20 protein-coding genes and 1 other annotated feature are annotated in these 24,467 nt (G+C 42.3%); of the genes, 17 read left to right on the forward strand and 3 right to left on the reverse strand.

All coding sequences use genetic code 11. The features are described from left to right. Window positions 1-4: 4 nt before the first annotated feature. The 12 genes from nusG to tuf all read left to right on the forward strand — a co-directional run bounded on the left by nusG (window position 5) and on the right by tuf (window position 15,903). Window positions 5-544 carry a transcription termination/antitermination protein NusG gene (nusG, locus tag H625_RS0111995; protein ID WP_026860134.1) on the forward strand — a complete coding sequence of 180 codons (540 nt, stop codon included), beginning with the start codon at window positions 5-7 and terminating at the stop codon, window positions 542-544. A gap of 149 nt (window positions 545-693) precedes the next feature. Further along, complete coding sequence (gene rplK, locus H625_RS0112000) at window positions 694-1,119, forward strand: 50S ribosomal protein L11 (RefSeq protein ID WP_026860135.1); 426 nt, start codon at window positions 694-696, stop codon at window positions 1,117-1,119. A 61-nt stretch (window positions 1,120-1,180) separates the two neighbouring features. Continuing rightward, window positions 1,181-1,879, forward strand: coding sequence for a 50S ribosomal protein L1 (gene rplA, locus H625_RS0112005; RefSeq protein WP_026860136.1), 699 nt, complete (start codon window positions 1,181-1,183; stop codon window positions 1,877-1,879). Window positions 1,880-1,922: 43 nt separating this feature from the next. Then, window positions 1,923-2,072: a sequence feature (ribosomal protein L10 leader region), on the forward strand. Window positions 2,073-2,096: 24 nt separating this feature from the next. After that, window positions 2,097-2,603, forward strand: coding sequence for a 50S ribosomal protein L10 (rplJ, locus tag H625_RS0112010; RefSeq protein WP_026860137.1), 507 nt, complete (start codon window positions 2,097-2,099; stop codon window positions 2,601-2,603). 47 nt (window positions 2,604-2,650) lie between these two features. Continuing rightward, window positions 2,651-3,016, forward strand: coding sequence for a 50S ribosomal protein L7/L12 (gene rplL, locus H625_RS0112015; RefSeq protein ID WP_026860138.1), 366 nt, complete (start codon window positions 2,651-2,653; stop codon window positions 3,014-3,016). An 88-nt stretch (window positions 3,017-3,104) separates the two neighbouring features. Then, window positions 3,105-3,692, forward strand: coding sequence for a class I SAM-dependent methyltransferase (locus tag H625_RS0112020; protein WP_026860139.1), 588 nt, complete (start codon window positions 3,105-3,107; stop codon window positions 3,690-3,692). Between the two features lie 236 nt (window positions 3,693-3,928). Beyond that, window positions 3,929-7,471 (forward strand): DNA-directed RNA polymerase subunit beta, encoded by a 3,543-nt coding sequence (rpoB, locus tag H625_RS0112025; RefSeq protein WP_026860140.1) that lies wholly within the window; start codon window positions 3,929-3,931, stop codon window positions 7,469-7,471. Window positions 7,472-7,508: 37 nt separating this feature from the next. Next, entirely contained in the window at window positions 7,509-11,129 is a 3,621-nt protein-coding gene (rpoC, locus tag H625_RS0112030; RefSeq protein WP_026860141.1) for a DNA-directed RNA polymerase subunit beta', read from the forward strand. A 361-nt stretch (window positions 11,130-11,490) separates the two neighbouring features. Further along, a complete protein-coding gene (gene rpsL / locus H625_RS0112035; RefSeq protein ID WP_026860142.1) occupies window positions 11,491-11,910 on the forward strand; it encodes a 30S ribosomal protein S12 in 420 nt (139 codons plus the stop codon). A gap of 70 nt (window positions 11,911-11,980) precedes the next feature. Next, window positions 11,981-12,451 carry a 30S ribosomal protein S7 gene (gene rpsG / locus H625_RS0112040; protein ID WP_026860143.1) on the forward strand — a complete coding sequence of 157 codons (471 nt, stop codon included), beginning with the start codon at window positions 11,981-11,983 and terminating at the stop codon, window positions 12,449-12,451. Between the two features lie 59 nt (window positions 12,452-12,510). Continuing rightward, window positions 12,511-14,592 (forward strand): elongation factor G, encoded by a 2,082-nt coding sequence (fusA, locus tag H625_RS0112045; RefSeq protein ID WP_026860144.1) that lies wholly within the window; start codon window positions 12,511-12,513, stop codon window positions 14,590-14,592. A gap of 126 nt (window positions 14,593-14,718) precedes the next feature. Then, entirely contained in the window at window positions 14,719-15,903 is a 1,185-nt protein-coding gene (tuf, locus tag H625_RS0112050; RefSeq protein ID WP_026860145.1) for an elongation factor Tu, read from the forward strand. A 76-nt stretch (window positions 15,904-15,979) separates the two neighbouring features. Here the strand turns inward: tuf and H625_RS0112055 are convergent, their stop codons facing one another. From H625_RS0112055 to H625_RS0112065, 3 genes are read right to left on the reverse strand one after another with little or no spacing between them, the layout of a single operon-like run. Then, window positions 15,980-17,152 (reverse strand): M20 metallopeptidase family protein, encoded by a 1,173-nt coding sequence (locus H625_RS0112055; protein WP_026860146.1) that lies wholly within the window; start codon window positions 17,150-17,152, stop codon window positions 15,980-15,982. Further along, window positions 17,152-18,339, reverse strand: a complete 1,188-nt coding sequence (locus tag H625_RS0112060; RefSeq protein WP_026860147.1) for an amidohydrolase — start codon at window positions 18,337-18,339, stop codon at window positions 17,152-17,154. Before H625_RS0112060 ends, H625_RS0112055 begins: the two co-directional genes overlap by 1 nt. Continuing rightward, a complete protein-coding gene (locus H625_RS0112065; RefSeq protein ID WP_026860148.1) occupies window positions 18,330-19,517 on the reverse strand; it encodes a M20 metallopeptidase family protein in 1,188 nt (395 codons plus the stop codon). The genes H625_RS0112060 and H625_RS0112065 overlap by 10 nt, the downstream gene beginning before the upstream one ends. A gap of 163 nt (window positions 19,518-19,680) precedes the next feature. Here H625_RS0112065 and H625_RS0112070 point away from each other — a divergent pair, with 163 nt between their 5' ends. The 5 genes from H625_RS0112070 (at window position 19,681) to H625_RS0112090 (ending at window position 24,364) form a co-directional block, all read left to right on the forward strand. Further along, window positions 19,681-20,871 (forward strand): glycine C-acetyltransferase, encoded by a 1,191-nt coding sequence (locus tag H625_RS0112070; protein ID WP_026860149.1) that lies wholly within the window; start codon window positions 19,681-19,683, stop codon window positions 20,869-20,871. 32 nt (window positions 20,872-20,903) lie between these two features. Then, window positions 20,904-21,860 carry an NAD-dependent epimerase/dehydratase family protein gene (locus H625_RS0112075; protein ID WP_026860150.1) on the forward strand — a complete coding sequence of 319 codons (957 nt, stop codon included), beginning with the start codon at window positions 20,904-20,906 and terminating at the stop codon, window positions 21,858-21,860. A gap of 34 nt (window positions 21,861-21,894) precedes the next feature. Next, window positions 21,895-22,596: an HAD family hydrolase gene (locus H625_RS0112080; RefSeq protein WP_026860151.1), complete on the forward strand. Its 702-nt coding sequence runs from the start codon at window positions 21,895-21,897 to the stop codon at window positions 22,594-22,596. Beyond that, window positions 22,589-23,071, forward strand: coding sequence for a tRNA adenosine(34) deaminase TadA (gene tadA, locus H625_RS0112085; RefSeq protein WP_026860152.1), 483 nt, complete (start codon window positions 22,589-22,591; stop codon window positions 23,069-23,071). The genes H625_RS0112080 and tadA overlap by 8 nt, the downstream gene beginning before the upstream one ends. Window positions 23,072-23,380: 309 nt before the next feature. Next, a complete protein-coding gene (locus H625_RS0112090; protein ID WP_026860153.1) occupies window positions 23,381-24,364 on the forward strand; it encodes a nuclease-related domain-containing protein in 984 nt (327 codons plus the stop codon). The last annotated feature ends 103 nt before the right edge of the window (window positions 24,365-24,467 follow it).

The raw sequence follows: 24,467 nt of genomic DNA on the forward strand, positions 1-24,467 counted from the left end.
TAAAATGTCTCTAGACAAGCATTGGTATGCAGTACATACCTATTCAGGCTATGAAAACAAAGTAAAGGCAAACCTAGAGGCGCGCCTTGAGTCGATGAATATGCAGGATTTAATTTTCCGCGTAGTCATCCCTGAAGAAGAGGAAACAACGATTAAAGACGGGAAAAAGAAAACGGCAATGAAGAAAACATTTCCGGGCTATGTACTCGTTGAATTAGTAATGACAGATGAATCATGGTACGTAGTCCGCAACACGCCGGGCGTTACCGGATTTGTCGGTTCACAGGGAGCGGGCAGCAAGCCGAACCCGCTACTGCCGGATGAAGTTAAATTTATCCTGCGCCAGATGGGTATGTCAGAGAAAATTGTTGATGTTGAAGTTGCTGTCGGCGAATCAATCAATATTATCGCAGGTCCATTTAATAACCAGAGCGGTGTAATTGAATCAATCGATGAGGAACGCTACAAGCTTACAGTACTCGTTGAGATGTTCGGACGCGAAACACCGGTTGAAGTTGAATTCGATCAAATCGAAAAACTTTAATTCTTTTATTGAAAAATGTAACTAATATATGCTATACTTTCAAGGTCGCAAATTTGCGGCCATCTTTGTTTATGTATACAGATGAAGAGTGGGAGGATGAAATCTAAACATCCTGTGACCACATCACGATTATGAGGAGGTGCAACATCGTGGCTAAAAAAGTTATTAATGTTGTGAAATTGCAAATTCCTGCAGGCAAGGCGAACCCGGCACCACCGGTAGGTCCAGCACTAGGTCAAGCAGGCGTAAATATCATGGGATTCTGTAAAGAATTCAACGCACGTACACAAGAGCAGGCAGGTCTTATTATTCCTGTTGAGATCTCTGTATTTGAAGATCGCTCATTCACATTTATTACAAAAACTCCACCGGCAGCTGTTCTTCTTAAGAAAGCGGCTAACACTGAGAAGGGTTCTGGCGAACCTAACAAAAACAAGGTGGCAACTGTTACAGCGGCACAAGTTCGTGAAATCGCTGAAACAAAAATGGAAGACTTAAACGCAGCATCAGTAGACGCAGCAGTAAGAATGGTAGAAGGTACAGCTAGAAGCATGGGCTTCACTGTCGAAAAATAAATTAAGTATTAATACGGTCGTGGGAGGATTAACCCCGCTATAACCACAAGGAGGAATATATATGGCTAAGAGAGGTAAAAAGTATCAAGCTGCTCTAGAGAAGTTTGATCACAACTCTACATTCTCAATTGAAGAAGCAATTAAACTTGCTAAAGAAACGCATGTTGCCAACTTTGATGCTTCAGTTGAAGTAGCATTCCGTCTAGGTATTGATACACGTAAAAATGATCAGCAGATCCGTGGAGCACTAGTGTTGCCGCATGGTACTGGTAAGTCACAGCGTGTATTAGTATTTGCTAAAGGCGAAAAAGCTAAAGAAGCAGAAGCTGCTGGCGCAGATTTCGTAGGCGAAGCAGAATTAGCACAGAAAATTAACGGTGGATGGTTTGATTTCGATGTAATCGTTGCAACACCGGACATGATGGGCGAAGTTGGTAAATTAGGACGCGTACTTGGACCTAAAGGACTAATGCCAAACCCGAAAACTGGTACAGTAACTATGGATGTAACTAAAGCAGTTCAGGAAATCAAAGCTGGTAAAGTTGAATACCGCGCTGAAAAAGCTGGTATTATTCATGTTGGAATCGGTAAAGTTTCATTTACTGAAGAACAGCTTGTAGAAAACTTTAAAGCAATTCACGATGCTCTTGATAAAGCTAAACCTGCATCATCTAAAGGTGTTTACTTCAAATCAGTAACAGTTTCAAGCACTATGGGCCCTGGAATTACAGTTGACCCAAGCGCAGTAAGAACTGTATAAAATAAATATTGACAAGTGTAGATATATCGGTTATATTTACACTTGTAAATTTTAAAGATTACCTAAGACAGCAGGAGCTGAACACAACAGCTTAATAACTATCCTGCCGAGGCAAATAAAAATGACTTGAATGATATTCATATAAATTCAAGCACTTTTTGCCGCAGGTAAAAGGTGCTTTTTTATTTGCACCAAAAAATAATGGAGGTGTAACTACATGTCAAACGTGATTGAACAAAAACAACAGCACGTTGAAGTAATTTCAGAACAGCTTAAAAACTCTGTATCTACAGTATTAGTAGACTACCGCGGTTTAAAAGTTTCTGAAGTAACTGAACTACGTAAGCAATTACGTGATGCTGGAATTGAATTCAAAGTTTACAAAAACACGATGGTTCGCCGCGCTGCGGATTCACAAGGCTTATCTGAGCTTAATGAATACCTAGTTGGGCCGAGTGCGATTGCATTTTCTAACGAAGATGTTATCATGCCTGCTAAAATCATCCACGAATTCTCTAAAAAACACGAAGCTTTAGAAATTAAAGCGGGCGTTATCGAAGGTAGTTTCGTACCGGCGGAAGATGTTAGATCAATTGCATCTCTACCATCAAGAGACGGATTACTTTCTATGCTGTTATCAGTATTACAAGCACCAGTACGCAACTTCGCATATGCGGTTAAAGCTATCGGTGAAGAAAAAGAAAAAGAAAACGGCGAAGCTTAAATTATAAGTGCGCTTAAAAACAACTAAAAAAATGGAGGAATATTATTATGGCTAACAATGAACAAATCATTGAAAGTATTAAAGAAATGTCAGTTTTAGAATTAAACGACTTAGTTAAAGCGATCGAAGAAGAATTTGGCGTAACAGCTGCTGCTCCTGTAGCTGCTGGTGGTGGCGGAGAAGCTGCTGCTGCTGAAGAAAAAACTGAATTTGATGTAGAACTTACATCTGCAGGTTCATCTAAGATTAAAGTAATCAAAGTAGTTCGCGAAGCTACTGGTCTTGGTCTTAAAGATGCTAAAGAGTTAGTTGATGGCGCTCCTAAAGTTATCAAAGAAGGTCTTTCTAAAGAAGACGCTGAAGCTCTTAAAGCTCAACTTGAAGAAGTTGGCGCTGGCGTAGAAGTTAAGTAGTCTATATAAATTTTGACGCAAAAAGTTCCCGTAAACATAAGTTTATCGGGGGCTTTTTTAGTTACTTTTACCGATTGGGGGAGATTTAATGTCTCACTATTTCACTACAGATAATACACCGCATGAGTTCAGCGAAATAAAGTTCAGTTTCAACGATCATGTCTACCGCTTTAAAACGGATCGCGGCGTATTTTCCAAAAATCAGATTGATTATGGTACTGAAGTATTAATCAGAACTGTATTTTCGGAATTTAAAGGTTCCGGTGATTTAATAGATATGGGTGCGGGCTACGGGCCGATCGGCACCGTACTTGGCAAAGAACTCGGACTCCGTCCGGTAATGGTCGAAGTTAATGAAGATGCGATACAATTATCCATTGAAAATACGCGCCGGGAAAAAGTGAATGCCGACGTGCTCGACCGGGAAAGTTATGAAGATATGCCCTTTAATGTATCGTTATATGTTACAAATCCGCCATTTAGAGCGGGTAAAGATACAGTTCTCGATATGCTGAATGATGGTTTTAAACGCCTTGATTTAAAGGGTGAGTTTTATATGGTTGTGCAGAAGAAACAGGGCATGGCTTCTTATAAAAAACATTTAAAATCACTGTTTGGAAATGTTGAAATCGCCTCAAAAGATAGAGGTTATTATATCTTAAAAAGCACTAAATAAAAGAAATTATATATTTGACTTGACAAATTGTATATGTTATTCTTATAGAATGTTAAATTAATATCAATAAGTATGTACTTTTCTGTGCAGCTGTTGAATGGCGCATTTTATACGAATGTCCAGTTTAATAGGAAATGGAGTTGAATACGATTCCGTTTTCTTTTTGTCTTTTGGACTGTTCCGCTGTTAAGCGTCCATTATAGTTTACGCAAATATTATTAGGGGTGAATCTGTCGATGAGTCAATTGATTCAGTATGGAAGACATGCACAACGTAGAAGTTATGCGCGTATCGAAGAGAAGTTAGAATTACCTAACTTAATTGAGATTCAGACGAAATCGTACGAGTGGTTCTTAGAAACCGGTCTAATCGAAATGTTTAAAGATATTTCTCCAGTAGAAGATTTTACAGGGAATATGTCTTTAGAGTTTGTCGATTATAAGCTCGGCGAACCGAAGTATAACGAGGAAGAAGCGAAAGATCACGATTCAACTTACTCAGCACCGCTGAGAGTGAAAGTTCGCTTAGTCATCAAAGAAACCGGCGAAGTTAAAGAGCAGGACGTATTTATGGGAGATTTCCCATTGATGACCGATACAGGTACTTTTATTATTAATGGAGCAGAGCGCGTAATCGTATCTCAATTAGTAAGAAGCCCGTCTGTATATTTCTCTGAGAAGTTCGACAAGAATGGTAAATTGAACTTCGGAGCAACAGTCATCCCTAACCGTGGCGCATGGTTAGAATATGAAATCGACGCAAAAGATGTCGTATATGTCAGAATTGACCGCACACGTAAATTGCCGATGACGGTATTATTACGTGCGTTAGGCTTTGCAACTGACGAAGAAATCATCAACCTTCTTGGCGATAACGAATATCTTCGTAATACGCTTGAGAAAGATGCGACGGAAACAGTCGACCAGGCCCTGTTAGAAATTTACGAAAGATTGCGTCCAGGCGAACCGCCAACAGTAGAAAATGCACGTAATTTATTATATTCGAGGTTCTTTGATCCGAAACGTTACGATCTGGCAAATGTCGGACGCTACAAGATGAATAAGAAGCTTCATCTGCAAAACCGTCTCTTCAACCAAGTGCTAACAGAACCGGTTGTCGACTCAGAGACAGGTGAAATTATTGCTGAAGCAGGATCAACGATCGACCGCCGTACTCTGGATTCGATTATGGAACAGCTTGAAACAACAGCAAACCTGCAAACTTATCACCTTGAACAGGGTCTTTTAGACGAGCCTGTTGAAATTCAATCGGTGAAAGTGAAGTCACGTAACAACGAAGAGCATTCAACGACAGTAATCGGCAATGCCTTCCCTGATGTGGAAGTTAAATCGATCACACCTTCAGATATTATATCTTCAATGAGTTATTTCTTTAACTTATTAGAAGGTGTCGGCTTTACAGATGATATCGACCACCTTGGTAATCGTCGTCTGCGTTCAGTCGGTGAATTGCTGCAAAACCAATTCCGTATCGGTGTTTCCCGTATGGAGCGTGTTGTACGTGAAAGAATGTCTATTCAGGACACTGAAACAGTAACACCGCAGCAACTGATTAATATCCGTCCGGTCATTGCATCTATTAAAGAGTTCTTCGGTAGCTCGCAATTATCACAGTTCATGGACCAGACGAACCCGCTCGCAGAATTGACGCACAAACGTCGTCTTTCAGCATTAGGGCCCGGCGGTTTAACTCGTGAACGTGCCGGCATGGAAGTACGTGACGTTCACTATTCTCACTACGGACGCATGTGCCCGATTGAAACTCCTGAGGGGCCGAACATCGGACTGATTAACACGCTGTCGAGTTATGCACGTGTTAACGACTTCGGTTTTATCGAAACTCCGTATAGAAAAGTGGACCCTGAAACGAATAAAGTAACGAATCAAATCGATTACTTAACAGCTGACGAAGAAGACAGCTATGTCGTTGCACAGGCAAACGCTGTTCTCGGTGAAGATGGCGCATTCCTCGACGAGGAAGTTATCTGCCGGTTCCGCGGAAACAACACACAGATGCAGCGTGATCGTATGGACTACATGGATGTATCGCCTAAGCAGGTAGTATCTGCTGCGACAGCTTGTATTCCATTCCTTGAGAACGATGACTCTAACCGTGCACTTATGGGTGCGAACATGCAGCGTCAGGCAGTTCCATTATTAAACCCTGAATCACCGTTTATCGGTACAGGTATGGAACATGTGTCTGCCCGCGACTCAGGTGCTGCTGTAGTATCCCGCTACAGAGGGCGCGTTGAACATGTTGAAGCAAAAGAAATTCATGTTCGCCGTATTGAAGATAAAAACGGTAAAGATGTAGAAACAGAAAAAGATGTTTACAGAATGTCTAAATTCGTGCGTTCAAACGCAGGGACATGTTATAACCAAAAACCGATTATTACTGAAGGCGATATCGTTACAAAAGGTGAAATATTAGCTGATGGTCCTTCTATGGACAACGGTGAAATGGCGCTTGGACGTAACCTTGTTGTCGGCTTCATGACTTGGGACGGTTATAACTATGAGGATGCTGTAATTATGAGTGAACGTCTTGTGAAACAGGATGTATACACTTCAATTCATATTGAAGAATACGAATCTGAATCAAGAGATACTAAACTCGGACCTGAAGAAATTACACGTGATATTCCAAACGTTTCTGACAGCGCACTTAAGAAGCTGGACGACCGCGGAATTGTTCACATCGGTGCTGAAGTTATCGACGGCGATATTCTTGTCGGTAAAGTAACGCCTAAAGGTGTGACGGAATTAACAGCAGAAGAACGTCTGCTGCATGCAATCTTCGGAGAAAAAGCTCGTGAAGTTAGAGATACTTCACTGCGTGTTCCTCACGGAGCAGGCGGAATCGTGCTTGACGTTAAAGTCTTTAACCGTGAAGACGGAGATGAATTATCACCTGGTGTGAACCAGCTTGTACGCGTTTATATCGTTCAGAAGAGAAAGATCTCTGAAGGAGATAAAATGTGTGGGCGCCACGGTAACAAAGGTGTTATTTCGAAAATTTTACCAGAAGAAGATATGCCTTACATGCCTGATGGCACGCCAATTGACATCATGCTTAACCCGCTCGGAGTTCCATCTCGTATGAACATCGGTCAGGTGCTTGAACTGCACCTCGGTATGGCGGCACGTGCAATGGGCTTAAGAATGGCATCTCCTGTATTTGATGGAGCGAATGAAGACGATGTGTGGTCTACAATGGAAGAAGCTGGACTGGCACGCGACGGTAAGACGGTATTATACGACGGACGTTCAGGCGAACCGTTTGAAAACCGTATTTCTGTCGGTGTAATGTACATGCTTAAACTTGCACACATGGTTGACGATAAACTTCACGCAAGAAGTACTGGACCATATTCACTAGTAACGCAGCAGCCGCTTGGTGGTAAAGCGCAATTCGGTGGACAGCGTTTTGGTGAGATGGAAGTATGGGCACTTGAAGCATATGGTGCTGCATACACATTACAAGAAATTCTAACAGTTAAATCCGATGATACTGTCGGACGTGTGAAAACATACGAAGCGATTGTTAAAGGCGAAAACCTGCCGAAACCAGGCGTTCCTGAGTCATTCAGAGTATTGATGAAAGAACTTCAAAGTTTAGGCCTTGACGTAAGTATCATGGATGAAAACGACGAAGAAATTGAATTGCGCGATACAGAAGATGATGAGATAGAAAGCCAACCGACTCAATCGGACAACGTAACTGCTTCAGCTAAAAATGAAAATGTTACTGAGTAATGTGCTGAGCTGAGAAAACTTTAGGGAGGAAAGCTCATTGATAGATGTTAATAGATTTAAATATATGAAAATTGGTTTAGCGTCACCCGAAAAAATTCGTTCATGGTCTTTCGGTGAAGTGAAGAAACCGGAAACGATCAACTACAGAACATTAAAACCGGAACGTGATGGTTTATTCTGTGAGAAGATTTTCGGACCAACTAAAGACTGGGAATGTAGCTGTGGTAAATACAAACGTGTCAGATATAAAGGCATGGTTTGTGACCGCTGCGGAGTTGAAGTTACACGCGCTAAAGTAAGACGTGAAAGAATGGGGCATATTGAACTTGCTGCTCCTGTAACTCACATTTGGTATTTCAAAGGAATCCCGTCACGTATGGGTCTTCTTTTAGATATGTCACCCCGCTCACTTGAAGAAATTATCTATTTCGCATCTTACGCTGTAATTAAGCCGGGACCTACAGGTCTCGAGCCTAAACAGCTGCTGAGCGAACGTGAATACCGTGAGTATTACGATAAATTCGGTAATACTTTCACAGCGAAAATGGGTGCTGAAGCAATTAAAGATTTGCTTAACCAAATTGACTTGAATGCAGAACTTGAACAGCTTAGAAAAGAACTGGAAACAGCGACAGGACAACGTCTGACTCGTGCGATCAAACGCCTTGAAGTGGTTGAAGCATTCCGTCATTCAGGAAATGATCCAACATGGATGATTCTCGATGTGCTGCCGATTATTCCACCGGAAATCCGTCCTATGGTACAGCTTGACGGCGGACGTTTTGCTACGAGTGATATGAACGACTTATACCGTCGTGTTATTAACCGTAACAACCGTCTAAAACGCCTTCTTGATTTAGGCGCTCCCGGAATTATAGTCCAAAATGAAAAACGTATGCTGCAGGAAGCTGTAGATGCGCTTATCGATAACGGACGCCGCGGGCGTCCTGTTACAGGACCGGGTAACCGTCCGCTTAAATCACTGTCTCACATGCTTAAAGGTAAACAGGGACGTTTCCGTCAAAACCTTCTTGGTAAACGTGTTGACTATTCAGGGCGTTCGGTAATCGTTGTTGGACCAAGCTTGAAAATGTATCAGTGCGGTCTGCCGAAAGAAATGGCATTGGAACTGTTTAAGCCTTTCGTTATGAAAGAGCTTGTCTCACGCGACTTAGCAACTAACATTAAAAATGCCAAAGGTAAGATTGAGCGTATGGAAAATGAAGTATGGGATGTTCTGGAAGATGTTATTTCCGAGCACCCGGTACTGTTAAACCGTGCACCAACACTTCACCGTCTTGGTATCCAGGCTTTCGAAGCTAAATTAGTGGAAGGCCGTGCAATCCGTCTTCACCCGTTAGTTACAACAGCGTATAACGCTGACTTTGACGGTGACCAGATGGCGGTACACGTTCCTTTATCTAAAGAAGCACAGGCTGAAGCGCGTATGCTGATGCTCGCTGCTCAAAACATTCTTAACCCTAAAGATGGCAAGCCGGTAGTTACTCCGTCACAGGATATGGTACTTGGTAACTACTACTTAACACTTGAGCGCGAAGACATGAAGAACGAAGGACATATCTTCAAGAGTATCGATGAAGTTGTGATGGCTTACCAAAATGGTTATACATCACTTCATACACGTATCGGACTTCATACACAGCCATTGTCTGAAGAAAAAGTTTCAGCAGAAAACAAAGGTAAATTATTAATGACGACTGTCGGTAAAGTGATATTTAACCAGATCATGCCGCCGTCATTCCCATATATTAACGAACCTACACGCGAAAACTTAGAGCGTAAAACGCCAAATAAATATTTCATCGATGGTAAAGACTTAGGTGAAGAAGGTTTAGCTGGAAAAATCCAGGAAATGCCTCTTGTTGCTCCATTCGACAAGAAATACCTTGGACAGATTATCGCTGAAGTCTTCAACAAGTTCCACATTACAGAAACATCTGTAATGCTTGACCTGATGAAAGATTTAGGTTTTAAATACTCCGCGAAAGCCGGTATTACGGTAGGAGTTGCAGATATCGTTGTACTTCCTGAAAAACAGGTCATCATCGACGATACTGAAGAGAAAGTTGAAAGAGTTCAAAAGCAGTTCTCACGCGGTTTAATTACTGAAGAAGAACGTTACAATGCTGTTATTGAACTTTGGACAAAAGCTAAAGATATCATCCAGGAAAAACTGATGGCATCACTGCACCGTCTGAATCCGATCTTTATGATGAGTGACTCAGGTGCCCGTGGTAACGCGTCAAACTTTACGCAGCTTGCTGGTATGCGCGGACTTATGGCCAACCCGTCAGGTGAGATCATCGAGCTTCCAATCAAATCAAGTTTCCGTGAAGGACTGACAGTACTTGAGTACTTTATTTCAACTCACGGTGCGCGTAAAGGTCTTGCCGATACAGCACTGAAAACTGCTGACTCGGGTTACTTGACACGCCGTCTTGTTGATGTCGCTCAGGATGTTATCGTAAGAGACGAAGATTGTGGTACGGATAAAGGACTGCATGTTTCTGCACTGACAGAAGGTTCAGAACTTATCGAACCGCTTATCGACCGTTTAGAAGGCCGTTATGTTAAAGAAACAGTTAGACATCCGGAAACAAATGAAGTAATACTTGGCAGTAATGAGCTTATTACGCCGGATATTGCTAAAGAAATCGTAAACAGCGGACTTGAAGAAGTTTATATCCGTTCAGCATTTACATGTAATACACGTCATGGTGTATGTGAACGCTGTTATGGTAAAAATCTTGCGACTGGTGAAAAAGTTGAGGTCGGCGAAGCAGTTGGTACAATTGCCGCTCAATCAATTGGTGAGCCGGGTACACAGCTTACAATGCGTACATTCCACACAGGTGGTGTAGCAGGTAGCGATATTACACAAGGTTTACCGCGTATCCAGGAATTATTTGAAGCGCGTAATCCGAAAGGACAGGCGCAGATTTCAGAAATTCACGGTACGGTAACGGATATTGAAGTCGTTAAAGACCGTCAGCAGGAAGTTAAAGTTAAAGGTGAGCACGAAACGCGTACTTATATGGTACCGGGAGCTGCACGCCTGCTGGTTGAAATTGGCGACAAAGTCGGTCCGGGTGAAGTATTAAACGAAGGTTCAATCGAACCTAAACAGCTGCTTCAAGTAGCTGGATTAAATACGACACAGGAATATCTGCTTAAAGAAGTGCAGAAAGTATACCGCATGCAAGGGGTAGAAATCGGCGATAAACACGTTGAGGTTATGGTTCGTCAAATGCTGCGTAAAGTACGCATTATCGATGCCGGAGACACTTCATTATTACCAGGTGCTTTAGTAGAGATTCATACGTTTACTGACGCTAACAAAGAAATATTCAAGAAGAGAAAACGTCCGGCAACAGCAAAACCGGTACTGCTTGGTATTACGAAAGCATCTCTTGAAACTGAAAGCTTCTTGTCAGCTGCCAGCTTCCAGGAGACAACTCGTGTACTGACAGATGCAGCGATTAAAGGGAAACGCGATGATCTTCTCGGTCTTAAAGAGAACGTTATTATCGGTAAACTTATCCCTGCAGGTACAGGAATGCCTAAGTATAAAGACGTAGAAATAGATGTAGCTGAAAAAGCAGTATCAGAAGATGAAGTAGTTCTTTTAGAAGACTAATTTTAACGGGCGATATTGATAAGAGGAAAACATGCATTTATGGGTCAAATGTATGTGCCAGAGCCGCTCCGTAACAGGGGCGGTTTCTTTATAAAAACTTCATGTTTATAATAGCCATGAAGAGATATTTATGTTAATCTTTTTATGTCTTGGCGATATTAATTTTTATATCGGGAATGCTTGACACGAAAGTTGCCGCGATGGTATTATAGTTAAGGTTACTTTATGAGGGACTTTGCGCCCAGTCATAAAGGAGACAAAGTGTATTTTATGTAAGATTTAGATCTTACAGATTTTTTATACTCTAAAAATGAACCACCTGGATGTGTGGATTAAGAAAACGAGAGGAGGATATTCGATTATGCCAACTATTAATCAGTTGATCAGAAAGTCACGCAGTACTAAATCAAAAAAATCTGCATCGCCTGCATTGAACAGAGGTTTTAACAGTCTTAAGAAACGCGTTACTACTGACGCTGCGCCACAAAAACGCGGTGTTTGTACACGTGTAGGTACTATGACTCCTAAAAAACCAAACTCTGCTCTACGTAAATATGCACGTGTAAGATTATCAAATAACATTGAAGTGAACGCGTATATTCCTGGGATTGGTCACAACCTGCAAGAACATAGTGTTGTACTTATCCGCGGAGGACGAGTTAAAGACTTACCGGGGGTACGTTATCACGTAGTTCGTGGTGCGCTTGATACTTCAGGTGTTGAAGGACGCAGACAAAGCCGTTCACATTACGGTGCTAAAAAACCTAAAGGCGACAAGTAAAATTCGGTCACTTTAGACTAACAAGAAAATTTTAAAAAATGATAAAATAAAAATTGGAAGGAGGATAATTATGCCACGTAAAGGTCCAGTACCAAAAAGAGATGTATTGCCGGATCCTATTCACAACTCTAAGCTTGTGACTAAACTCATCAACAAGATGATGATCGACGGTAAACGAGGAACTTCGCAAAAAATTCTTTATAACGCATTTGATCTAGTACAAGAACGCTCTGGTAAAGATGCTATGGAGGTTTTTGACGAAGCAATTGAAAACATTATGCCACTTCTTGAAGTTAAAGCACGCCGTGTTGGTGGGTCAAACTACCAAGTTCCGGTTGAAGTTCGTCCAGAACGACGTACTACTCTCAGCTTACGTTGGCTTGTGAACTACGCACGTCTGCGTGGGGAAAAGACAATGGAAGAAAGATTAGCTAACGAAATTCTTGATGCTGCAAACAACACAGGTGGAGCAGTTAAGAAACGCGAAGAAAGTCATAAAATGGCTGAAGCTAACAGAGCATTTGCACACTACCGCTGGTAGGATGCTTTGCCCTTTAGTATTTAAATCTAATCCATACCTGGAAGGAGAAAAGAATACTCATGGCAAGACCATTCACTTTAGAAAATACTCGTAATATCGGTATCATGGCTCACATCGATGCAGGTAAAACTACGACTACTGAACGTATTCTTTATTACACAGGACGTATCCACAAACTTGGTGAAACGCACGAAGGTGCTTCACAAATGGACTGGATGGAGCAGGAGCAGGAACGTGGAATCACAATCACATCTGCTGCAACAACAGCCGAGTGGGACGGACACCGTGTAAACATTATCGATACACCTGGACACGTAGACTTCACTGTTGAAGTTGAGCGTTCATTACGTGTACTTGATAGTGCGGTTACTGTACTTGATGCACAATCAGGTGTTGAGCCACAAACAGAAACAGTATGGCGTCAAGCGACAACATACGGCGTTCCAAGACTTGTATTCGTAAACAAGATGGACAAAATTGGTGCTGACTTCCAGTATTCAGTAGGTACTATCAGAGATCGTTTACAAGCAAATACACACCCGCTGCAAATTCCAATTGGTGCTGAAGATGATTTCTCAGGAATCATTGATCTTGTAGAAATGAAAGCTCATCTTTACGGAAACGATTTAGGAACTGATATTGAAACAGTTGAAATTCCTGAAGAGCACATGGAAAGAGCTGTAGAAGCAAGAGAAGCTCTAATCGAAGGTTTAGCTGACGTTAATGAAAACGTTATGGAAAAATACCTCGGTGGAGAAGAATTCTCTGTTGAAGAACTTAAAGCAGCAATTCGTAAAGCGACTTGTGATGTTGAGTTCTACCCAGCATTATGCGGTACTGCATTTAAAAACAAAGGTGTTCAATTACTGCTTGACGCAGTAGTGGACTATCTTCCATCTCCATTAGACGTTAAACCTATTGTTGGTCATAAAGTCGATAATGAAGAAGAAGAATATATTGCAAAACCAGATGATTCTGAGCCGTTTGCAGCATTAGCGTTTAAAGTAATGACAGATCCATTCGTTGGTAAACTTACTTTCTTCCGCGTGTACTCAGGTACACTTGATGCTGGTTCTTACGTCCAGAATACTACTAAAGGCAAACGTGAACGTGTTGGTCGTATCTTACAGATGCACGCTAACTCACGTGAAGAAATCTCAACCGTTTATTCGGGTGATATCGCTGCTGCAGTAGGTCTTAAAGACACTGGTACAGGTGACACTCTTACACAAGAGAAACTTAACGTAATCCTTGAGTCTATGGAATTCCCTGAACCGGTTATTCACTTATCGGTTGAGCCGAAGTCTAAAGGCGACCAGGATAAGTTAACGACTGCACTTGTTAAATTACAAGAAGAAGATCCGACGTTCACTGCCCGTACTGACCAGGAAACTGGCCAGGTTATTATCGGCGGTATGGGTGAGCTTCACCTGGACGTACTTGTTGACCGCATGAAACGTGAATTCAAAGTTGAATGTAACGTTGGTGCGCCAATGGTATCTTACCGTGAAACGTTTACAGTGCCTGCTAAGGTACAAGGTAAATTCGCCCGCCAATCTGGTGGACGCGGTCAGTTCGGTGACGTTCACATTGAATTTACTCCAAACGAACAAGGTGCTGGTTTCGAATTCGAAAACGGTATCGTCGGCGGGGTAGTTCCACGTGAATATATTCCATCCGTAGAAGCTGGACTTAGAGATTCAATGGAAAACGGTGTACTTGCCGGCTATCCATTAGTTGACGTTAAGGCTAGACTTTACGATGGTTCATACCACGATGTCGATTCATCTGAGATGGCGTTTAAAGTCGCTGCATCACTTGCACTGAAAGAAGCTGCTAAAGTTTGTAAAGCAGTTCTTCTAGAGCCGATGATGAAAGTTGAAATCGTTATGCCTGAAGAATATTTAGGTGATATCATGGGTGACGTTACAAGCCGTCGCGGACGTGTAGAAGGTATGAACGCTCGCGGTAACGCTCAAGTCGTTAATGCATTCGTTCCACTTTCTGAAATGTTCGGATACGCAACATCATTACGTTCAAACACTCAAGGTCGCGGTACTTATTCAATGGTATTCGACCACTACGAGCAGGTTCCTAAATCAGTATCTGAAGAAATCATCAAGAAAAATACAGGTGCTTAATTCATATACTTGATTTTTTAGAATAAATGCTATATAAGTGTTGTAAGAAAGACTTCGAGACGGGTATATCCCGTTTTCGAATTTTAAATAAAAAATAATGTTCTATATAAGGAGAGGTATTTTACAATGGGTAAAGAAAAATTTGACCGTTCTAAAACGCATGCCAACATTGGTACTATTGGTCACGTTGACCACGGTAAAACAACTTTAACAGCTGCTATTGCGACTGTATTATCTAAACACGGTGGCGGAGAAGCACAAAGCTACGACATGGTAGACAACGCACCTGAAGAAAAAGAGCGTGGTATTACAATTAACACGTCTCACATCGAGTACGAAACTGAAAAACGTCACTACGCACACGTAGACTGCCCAGGACACGCTGACTATGTTAAAAACATGATCACTGGTGCTGCACAAATGGACGGCGGAATCTTAGTAGTATCTGCTGCTGATGGCCCAATGCCACAAACTCGTGAGCACATCCTGCTTTCACGTAACGTAGGTGTACCTGCACTTGTTGTATTCTTAAACAAAGTTGACATGGTAGACGACGAAGAATTACTTGAATTAGTTGAAATGGAAGTTCGTGAATTACTTTCTGAGTATGACTTCCCTGGCGACGACCTTCCAGTAATCTCTGGTTCAGCTCTTAAAGCTCTTGAAGGCGACGAAGAGTACGAACAAAAAATTCTTGATCTTATGGACGCTGTTGACGAGTACATCCCTACTCCGGAACGCGATTCTGACAAGCCATTCATGATGCCTGTTGAGGATGTATTCTCAATCACTGGCCGTGGTACTGTTGCTACAGGACGTGTTGAGCGTGGACAAGTTAAAGTCGGCGAAGAAATCGAAATCATCGGTATCACTGAATCTAAGAAAACAACTGTTACAGGTGTAGAAATGTTCCGTAAGCTTCTTGATTACGCTGAAGCTGGTGACAACATCGGTGCTCTTTTACGTGGTGTTGCGCGTGAAGACATCCAGCGTGGACAGGTTTTAGCTGCTCCAGGATCAATCACACCGCACACAGACTTCACTGCTGATGTTTATGTGCTTTCAAAAGAAGAGGGTGGACGTCACACTCCATTCTTCACTAACTACCGCCCGCAGTTCTACTTCCGTACAACGGATGTAACTGGCGTATGTAACTTACCAGAAGGAACTGAAATGGTTATGCCTGGTGACAACATTGAAATGACAGTAGAACTTATTTCACCAATCGCTATTGAAGACGGTACTCGTTTCTCAATCCGCGAAGGTGGACGTACTGTAGGATCAGGCGTTGTAACTTCAATCCAAAAATAATAATTTTTGAATTGTTATAACTATAAATAAAAGAGCTGAGATTTTATCTCAGCTCTTTTTTTGTTTATTTTTAATGTTATCTTTTATCGAAATTTACAACTGCTTTCAAGAGAGTTTCAACGCCGGTCTTCATGCCGTCCTCATCGATATCGAACATCGGATGATGATGCGGGATATCAGCTTTTTTCTCGCTGTTGCTGACACCGGTGTAGAAATAGCAGCCCGGTTTTTCCTGGATAAAGTAGGAGAAATCTTCTCCGCCCATTGCAGGACCGACTTCTTCAACACCTGAAACGAATGCCGCATCTTCCCTGACGTTATCAACAACGTAGTCGAGAAGGGCGTGATCGTTTTTCATTGACGGATAGCCGTACATAATTTCAAGGTCAGCATTAACATTGAAACTTGCACTGATGCCTAAGCAGATCTGTTCAAGACGCTTGGCTACTATATCTCTTACTTCCTGTGTATAAGTTCTGAATGTGCCTTTAAGCTCGGCCTTGCCCGGAATAACATTAAATACTGTCCCGGCATTATATGCGCCGAGTGTCACTACTGCTGAATCCAGAGGACTCACAGAACGGGACACAATTGTCTGTATTTGCTGAATCAGTGACGCAGAGGCGATAATCGGGTCATGAGTGACCTGCGGTGTCGCACCATGGCCGCCGAGTCCGTTTACAGTGATTTTAAACGAGTCTGCGTTCGCATACATCGTATCGTAGTTATATTTAATCGTTCCGACCGGGAATTTAGTTGAAACGTGAGTACCGAATACATAATCAACGTTTGCGAGCGCACCGTCTTCAATCATTGCTTTCGCACCGCCCGGCAGCAGCTCTTCAGCATGCTGATGTAAGAATACAACGTTGACCGGCAATTCTTCTTTATGAGCCGATAAAATTTTAGCCATCGTAATCAGCATAGCTGTATGTGCATCGTGTCCGCATGCATGCATTACGCCGGGAGTTTTTGATTTGTACGGAACGTCTTTTTCATCGTGAATCGGCAGTGCATCAAAATCCGCACGCAGTGCCACCGTGTCAAAATCGTCATTGACCTGCAGGCGTGCAACGATACCATTACCTCCGACATCCTGCCTGATATCCAGACCGAGATCTTTTATCTGGTCGTAAATCCATTTTTTTGTATTCATTTCCTGGAAGGATATTTCAGGATGCTGATGCATATATCTGCGAAGTTCCACCATAGAATCATAGTGTTCATTTATTAGTTGTTTTATATCCATTATCGGGACTCCTTTTCTAAATATGTAAATACAGATTCCAGCATAACGTTTACTGCGTTGACCATCCCTTTTTCATCGATATCAAAGTGGGCGTGGTGGTGAGGGAAATCTGCTTTAAAACTTGAGTTTTTAACACCTGTATAAAAGAATGTGCCCGGAACACGCTGCAGATAATAAGAAAAATCTTCGCCGCCGAGGTCCGGTTCAAGTCTGATTGTTTCGTTAACAGTCGAAATTCTGCCGGCACTTTCGACAACGATATCGGTCATTTCATCATCGTTGACTACAGGCGGGTAGCCTTTCATATAATCGAGGGTATACGAGACGCGGGTCGTTGTAACGAGCCCTTCAAGCGTCCGGTTGAGTTCTTTAATCATCAGGTCCTGCATGTCGTGATTAAATGTGCGGATTGTTCCGCCGATCGTCACTTCATCCGGAATAACATTATGCTGATTGCCGGCATTGAACATCGTTATTGATAACACGACAGAATCCATTGCATTCGTGCGTCTTGTCACAGCGTACTGAAGCTGATTGCAGAGCGCAATGCCTGCGGCGACGGGATCGATTGTGTCATGCGGACGTGAGGCGTGGCCGCCCCGGCCTTTTAAAGTAATTGTAAAGTCATCGGGTATCCCCGTTGCTGTACCGTACTTATAGCCGATCTTGCCGACGTCTAAAGACGTTGAGACGTGCTGGCCGAAAATAGCGTCTACGCCGTCGAGACAGCCGTCTGCAATCATTTGAATTGCGCCGCCCGGATCAACTTCTTCTGCGTGCTGATGAATAAAGACGATATTGCCTTTCAGTTCCTCCTTCATACCGCTTAAAATCTTAGCGGCAGTAAGTACAATTGCTGTATGAGCATCGTGACCGCAAGCATGCATCACACCGGGAACTGTTGATTTATAAGGTGTATCTTTTAAATCCTGAATCGGCAGTGCGTCGAAATCTGCTCTTAGTGCGACTGTCGGCAGCGACTCATCAATAATCAGTCTGCCGACCACGCCGCGCCCGCCGACGCCTTCTTGTACTTCGATGCCTAGACTGCGCAGGTAATCTGCGATATAAGCAGGGGTATGAATTTCCTTAAACGACAGCTCAGGATACATGTGCAGATGTCTGCGCAGCTGCACCATTTCGCCGAACTGTTTATTCACGGCTGATTCAATTGACTTTACATCCATTTAATCACCGCTTCTTTTTCTAAGATTTTCATAAACATCATCAGTGCGGTTTCCATTGCATCTTCATCGATATCAAACATATCAGTATGGTGTGCAGGTGTTGTTTTCTTGTCCTCGTTCCCTGTACCCGTATAGAAAAACGCACCGGGCTTATCTAAAATATAATAAGAGAAATCCTCACCGATCATTAAAGGATCTGCTTCTTTAAAAGGCAGGCCGAGATCTTTTGCGGCTTCTTCAATTACCTGAGCTTCTTCTTCGTGATTTATTACAGCGGGGTAGCCGAATGTATATTTCATATCGGCAGTCGCACCGCGTTTTTTAGTAGTGTATTCCACTTCGTTTTTAAATATTTCATATATTTTTTCTTTTACTTCCTGTTTGAAAGTGCGTACGGTGCCGATGATTTTAACAGTATCGGGAATAACATTGAACGCATCTCCGCCGCGCACACTGCCGACAGTAACGACAGCATTTTCAATCGGTGAAATCTGACGGGATACTGCAGTCTGCAGGTTGGTAATCAGTTCTGCAGCGATGACAATTGGATCGACCGTTAAATCGGGATAAGCGGCATGTCCGCCGGAACCTTGGAGCGTAATGTAGAAACCGTCGGGGCTTGCTATCATTGCGCCTGGAGTTGTCTGAACTTCATGCGTATCAAACTGGCTCCAGTAATGCTGACCGTATACTTTATCGACACCTTCGAGGGCATTGTCCTCAACCATAGCCTTGGCCCCTCCCGGCTGTTCTTCTTCACCGTACTGGAAGATAAAGGATACAGTACCGCTTAAATTGTCCTTATTAGCCACCACAGCATCCACGAGACCTAAAAGGGTACTCGTATGACCATCGTGACCGCAAGCGTGCATAGCCCCGGGATTTTGAGATTTATAAGGGACATCTTTTTGGTCTTCAATCGGGAGTGCGTCAAAATCAGCGCGCACAGCAATATGCGGGCTGCCTGAGCCAATAGAAGCAACGATACCGGCACCTTCGTTTTCATCGTTTCTGCCGACGTTTTCACGAATGTTTAATTCAGGATGCTGCTTCAGCTTACCTAAAATAAACTGGTACGTTTCTTTCTCTGTAAATGACACTTCCGGATGCATATGCATATGTCTTCTGTTCGTAACCATCTCGGGAAGTTTTGATGATGCGATATCTTTAATGCTCATGATTGAACCTCCATAACTATTTTCTATTCATATTATCAGAGCGCGCCCCAGTTTAAAATATAAATCGCTCAAAAGTGAGAAAATTACAACAATATAAACTATTGGATATCGTTCAAAGAAAGCGCTTAGATATGATAAAATACAAAGTAAGGAGGGGACGTATATGTCACAAAAATTAGAACAGTATTTACAATCGAACTTAGAGTATTTGAAAGACAACGGCTTATACAATGAAATAGATGTAGTAGAAGGCGCAAACGGTCCTGAAATTACAGTAGCCGGCAAGAGCTTAATTAACTTATCTTCGAATAACTATTTAGGTCTTGCTACGGATGAAAAATTAAAAGCAGCAGCAATAGAAGCAATTAAATCACATGGTGTCGGTGCGGGTGCCGTACGTACAATCAACGGTACACTGGATCTTCACGTGGAACTGGAAAACAAGCTTGCAGAATTCAAAGGGACTGAAGCAGCAGTTGCTTTCCAATCAGGTTTCAACTGTAATATGGCAGCAATTCAAGGTGTCATGAATAAAGAAGATGCGATTTTATCTGATGAATTAAACCATGCGTCAATTATCGACGGGTGCCGTTTATCTAGAGCTAAAATTATCCGTGTAAACCATTCTGATATGGATGATCTCCGTGCCAAAGCAAAAGAAGCAGTGGAATCAGGTCTCTATAAAAAAGTAATGTACATCACAGACGGTGTATTCTCAATGGACGGCGATGTTGCGAAACTTCCTGAAATCGTCGAGATCGCAAAAGAATTCGACTTAATCACATATGTCGATGACGCGCACGGTTCAGGTGTAATGGGCAAAGGGGCCGGCACAGTTAAACATTTCGGTCTTGAAAAAGAAATCGATCTTCAAATGGGTACTTTATCGAAAGCAATCGGTGTTGTCGGCGGTTATGTTGCCGGGTCACAGGATTTAATCGATTACCTGAAAGTTGCGGCGCGTCCATTCTTATTCTCGACGTCGTTAACACCGGGGGATACGAAAGCAATTACTGAAGCGGTTAAAACTTTAATGGCTTCAACTGAACTGCACGATAAACTTTGGGAAAACGGTGATTATCTTAAAGCCGGTCTGAAAGATTTAGGCTTTGAAATCGGCAAGTCAGAAACACCGATTACACCTTGTATTATTGGTGACGAGAAAAAAGCTCAGGAATTTTCAAAACGTCTGAAAGAAGAAGGCGTCTATGCAAAATCAATCGTCTTCCCGACAGTGCCTAAAGGTACGGGACGCGTAAGAAACATGCCAACAGCGGCGCACACGAAAGAAATGCTCGACAAAGCGCTTGAAATTTACGCTAAAGTCGGCCGTGAAATGGGAATTATTAACTAAAACATAAACTTTTCGAATAAGGGGAAACAATCATGGAACGAATTATAGTTACAGGGGCGCTCGGGCAAATTGGGACAGAGTTAACCGTTAAATTAAGAGAAATTTATGGTGAGGACAACGTTCTGCCGACTGATATTAAAGAACCTGTGAATTCACCGCTTGAAGGCAAGGCCTTCGAAATTTTAGATGTTACAGACTACAAAGCAATGGAACAGACGGCAAAAGAATTTAAGGCGGACACAATTATGCACCTGGCAGCACTGCTTAGTGCAACATGTGAAAAAGATCCGATGCTTGCATGGAATATTAATATGGGCGGGCTGGTTAACGCACTTGAAACAGCACGCACTCTTAATATGCAGTTCTTTACACCAAGTTCCATCGGTGCATTTGGTCCGGAGACGCCGAAAGTAAATACACCGCAGACGACAATTCAGCGTCCGACAACGATCTACGGTGTCAATAAAGTATCGGGAGAACTACTGTGCGATTACTACTTTGAGAAATTCGGCGTGGACACGCGCGGCGTACGTTTTCCAGGTTTAATCTCACACGTAAGAGAACCAGGCGGCGGCACGACGGACTATGCTGTAGAAATTTACTTCGAAGCGGTTAAAAACGGCAAGTACACTTCATTTATCGGCAAAGATACGTTTATGGACATGATGTACATGGACGACGCGATTCAAGCGATTATTGACCTGATGGAAGTGGATGGAGAGAAACTCGAAAACCGTAATGCGTTTAATGTCACGAATATGAGTCTGGAGCCGGAAATGGTGGCAGCATCAATCCGCCGTCATTATCCTGACTTCAAACTTGACTACGACGTTGATCCTGTCAGACAAGGCATTGCCGAGAGCTGGCCGGACAGCATTGATGCATCCGAAGCAAAACGCCAGTGGGACTTTACAGCAACTTTTGATTTGGACAAGATGACTGATACAATGATAGAAGCGATACAGGAGAAGAACCAGGCGGGAATTTAAGTAAATGTCCCGTCCGGTTCGTGGAGGGTGACTAATGGACCGTATACTTTTATACGATAAGGATGGGACACTGTTAGATTTTCATAAGCTGTGGACACCATATGCTAAAAAAAGCATAGATGCGTTTGTCGAAGATTTTAAGGCAGATGACATAAAATCGGAAGTTGCCGAGGCGCTGGGCTATATCGACGGAGAAATTAAAGCGAACTCGACAGTTGCTTCAGGAACCGGCAGCGATATCCATAAAGTATTTGAATCGTTCAAAGAGGGCGGCGGAGAATGGGCGAAGGATTTTTACGAATCCAATCTCCAGATGCTAGCTGACGATATGGAGCTCATCGATGGTGTTAAAACTGTGCTTCAGCATGGTTTAAATAACGGCTATAAAAACGTAATTGTCACGAGCGACAGCAGGGACTCGACACTGAGATTTGTTGAAAAGTTCGAGCTCGAGCCGTACATATTTGACGTGATTTGCGGCGATGACAACGACTATTACAAACCGCAATTCGGTTTTATTAAAGACTTTATCGATAAACACCAATATGCAGTTGAAAATCTCGTAATGATCGGTGACAATGCTGCTGATACAATGCTCGGCTACGATGAAGGTTTGTACACTATCGGTGTGCTGAGCGGTACCGGACAGCTCGAACATTTAAACGGTGCCGATCAGATTGTCGACAGCATAACAGACTTATACGATGCGGATGGGAAGTTTCTTCTCGATGCATGAAATATTTATGAAAGCTGCGATTGAAGAAGCAAAAAAAGCAGAAGCATTGGGCGAAGTGCCCATCGGCGCAGTTGTCGTGAAAGACGGAGAAATTATCAGCCGGGCGCATAACCTCAGGGAAACTACACAGAATCCCGTAACCCATGCAGAACTGCTCGCTATCCAGGCAGCAGCAGAAGCGGTCGGTTCATTCCGGCTGGAAGACTGCACACTATACGTCACGCTGGAACCATGTGTCATGTGCTCCGGCGCGATAATAATGTCGCGGGTGCCGCTGGTAGTCTACGGCGCGCCGGACCCTAAAGGCGGCACCGTCGACAGTCTGATGAACCTGTTGGACGAACCGCGCTTTAACCACCGCGCGGATGTGGTGAGCGGGGTGCTCGAGGAAGAATGCCGTGCGATGCTTAAGACTTTTTTCAAGAACTTGAGATTACGAGCTAAACAGAAAAAGAACTCCCTTTCGGGACCGTGATAAGCGGACTCGGAGGGGAGTTTTTTTGGCGTTTGGGCAGATTTTTGGTGTGGTCGTATGAGCGGGATTACGCACAGCATCCGCTTCATCTTATAGCACCCTAATCTTTTAATATATCAAGTATCTATAAATATTTATATACAAATCGGAGAAATTCAACATCCATTAAAATCCAAAAGTAAGCACGTTTGTGTAATATTACCACCAGTTTTACAAAAATTGATTTAAAGTAACTTTTTTAAAAGAAAAATGCCATTTTCTCGTATATATAGGATAAGAGGTACTTTTTATATTAAAGGAGGAACTTAAATGTTTTTAAATAAACGAAGTATGCCGCTTGAGCTTTTATATTACAATTCACTGTCTTTTAGAAAAGATCTCAGCAAACAGGAGAAACACGAAAAAGAAATGATAAAGAAAGGTTATGAAGGAGAGTGTCAGTATGATCAGATTTTAGATGAAGTTGGTCACGAGAATATTTATGTGATTAGAGATGTTTATCTTAAGATAGGAAATACAGATACTCAATATGATACGATAATCATTTCTGAAAACAGGGTGGTTATTAATGAAATTAAAAATTATACGGGAGATTACCGGTATGAGAGTAACAGGTGGTTCAGAAATAATAAACCAATTAATGATAATGCCTTCGCACAGCTGGACAGAGCTAAAGGGAAATTAATGAATTTGATGGATGATGCGGACTTGCACGTAAAAGTGGAAGCGGCATTAATATTTACAAGTGATGATTTCAGATTAACTTCTGAAGATCAGCGTATTTGGCAAGAAACAATTGTGCGTAATAATTTAAGGAAGTATCTTCGACAATTTTACAATGAGAGACTTGAAAATAAAGCTAAAAGTATAGCTAACACGATTAGAAATTCTGTAGTGGATAATACTTATTTTGAGAAGACTGCAGATATTAACCAGCTGCGACGAGGTCTATATTGCGGTGAATGCGGCAACTTTAATCTGATAAAGAAACGATTCCAGTTTATTTGTGCGGAGTGTGAAACTATAGAAAGTCATGATTCACATTTACTTCGCGCCATGCATGACTATAAATATTTGTTTTATAATCAACCAATGACTCAGCGTATTTTCACTTATCTAATCAACGATGAAGTTAATAAAAGTACAATTTATCGTTTTTTTCAAAAACACTGTCATATAAATAAAAAGGGTAATTATACGACCTATACTTTGAAGTATCATAATTTGGAAGAAGCGTTGAAGATTAATCGTAAAACACAGCGTTATAAAGATAGATTAGTGAAGAACAGGTAGAGTGTACAAGAAGATTTGAGTGGGAATTAGCCTAGGAATTCGATGAATGTCTGTCATAGAAACCCGCAGCGTTTAGGAATTCGATGAATGTCTGTCATAGAAA

Origin of the sequence: Jeotgalicoccus psychrophilus DSM 19085, from assembly GCF_000425845.1 — a bacterium.
Classification (GTDB): domain Bacteria; phylum Bacillota; class Bacilli; order Staphylococcales; family Salinicoccaceae; genus Jeotgalicoccus; species Jeotgalicoccus psychrophilus.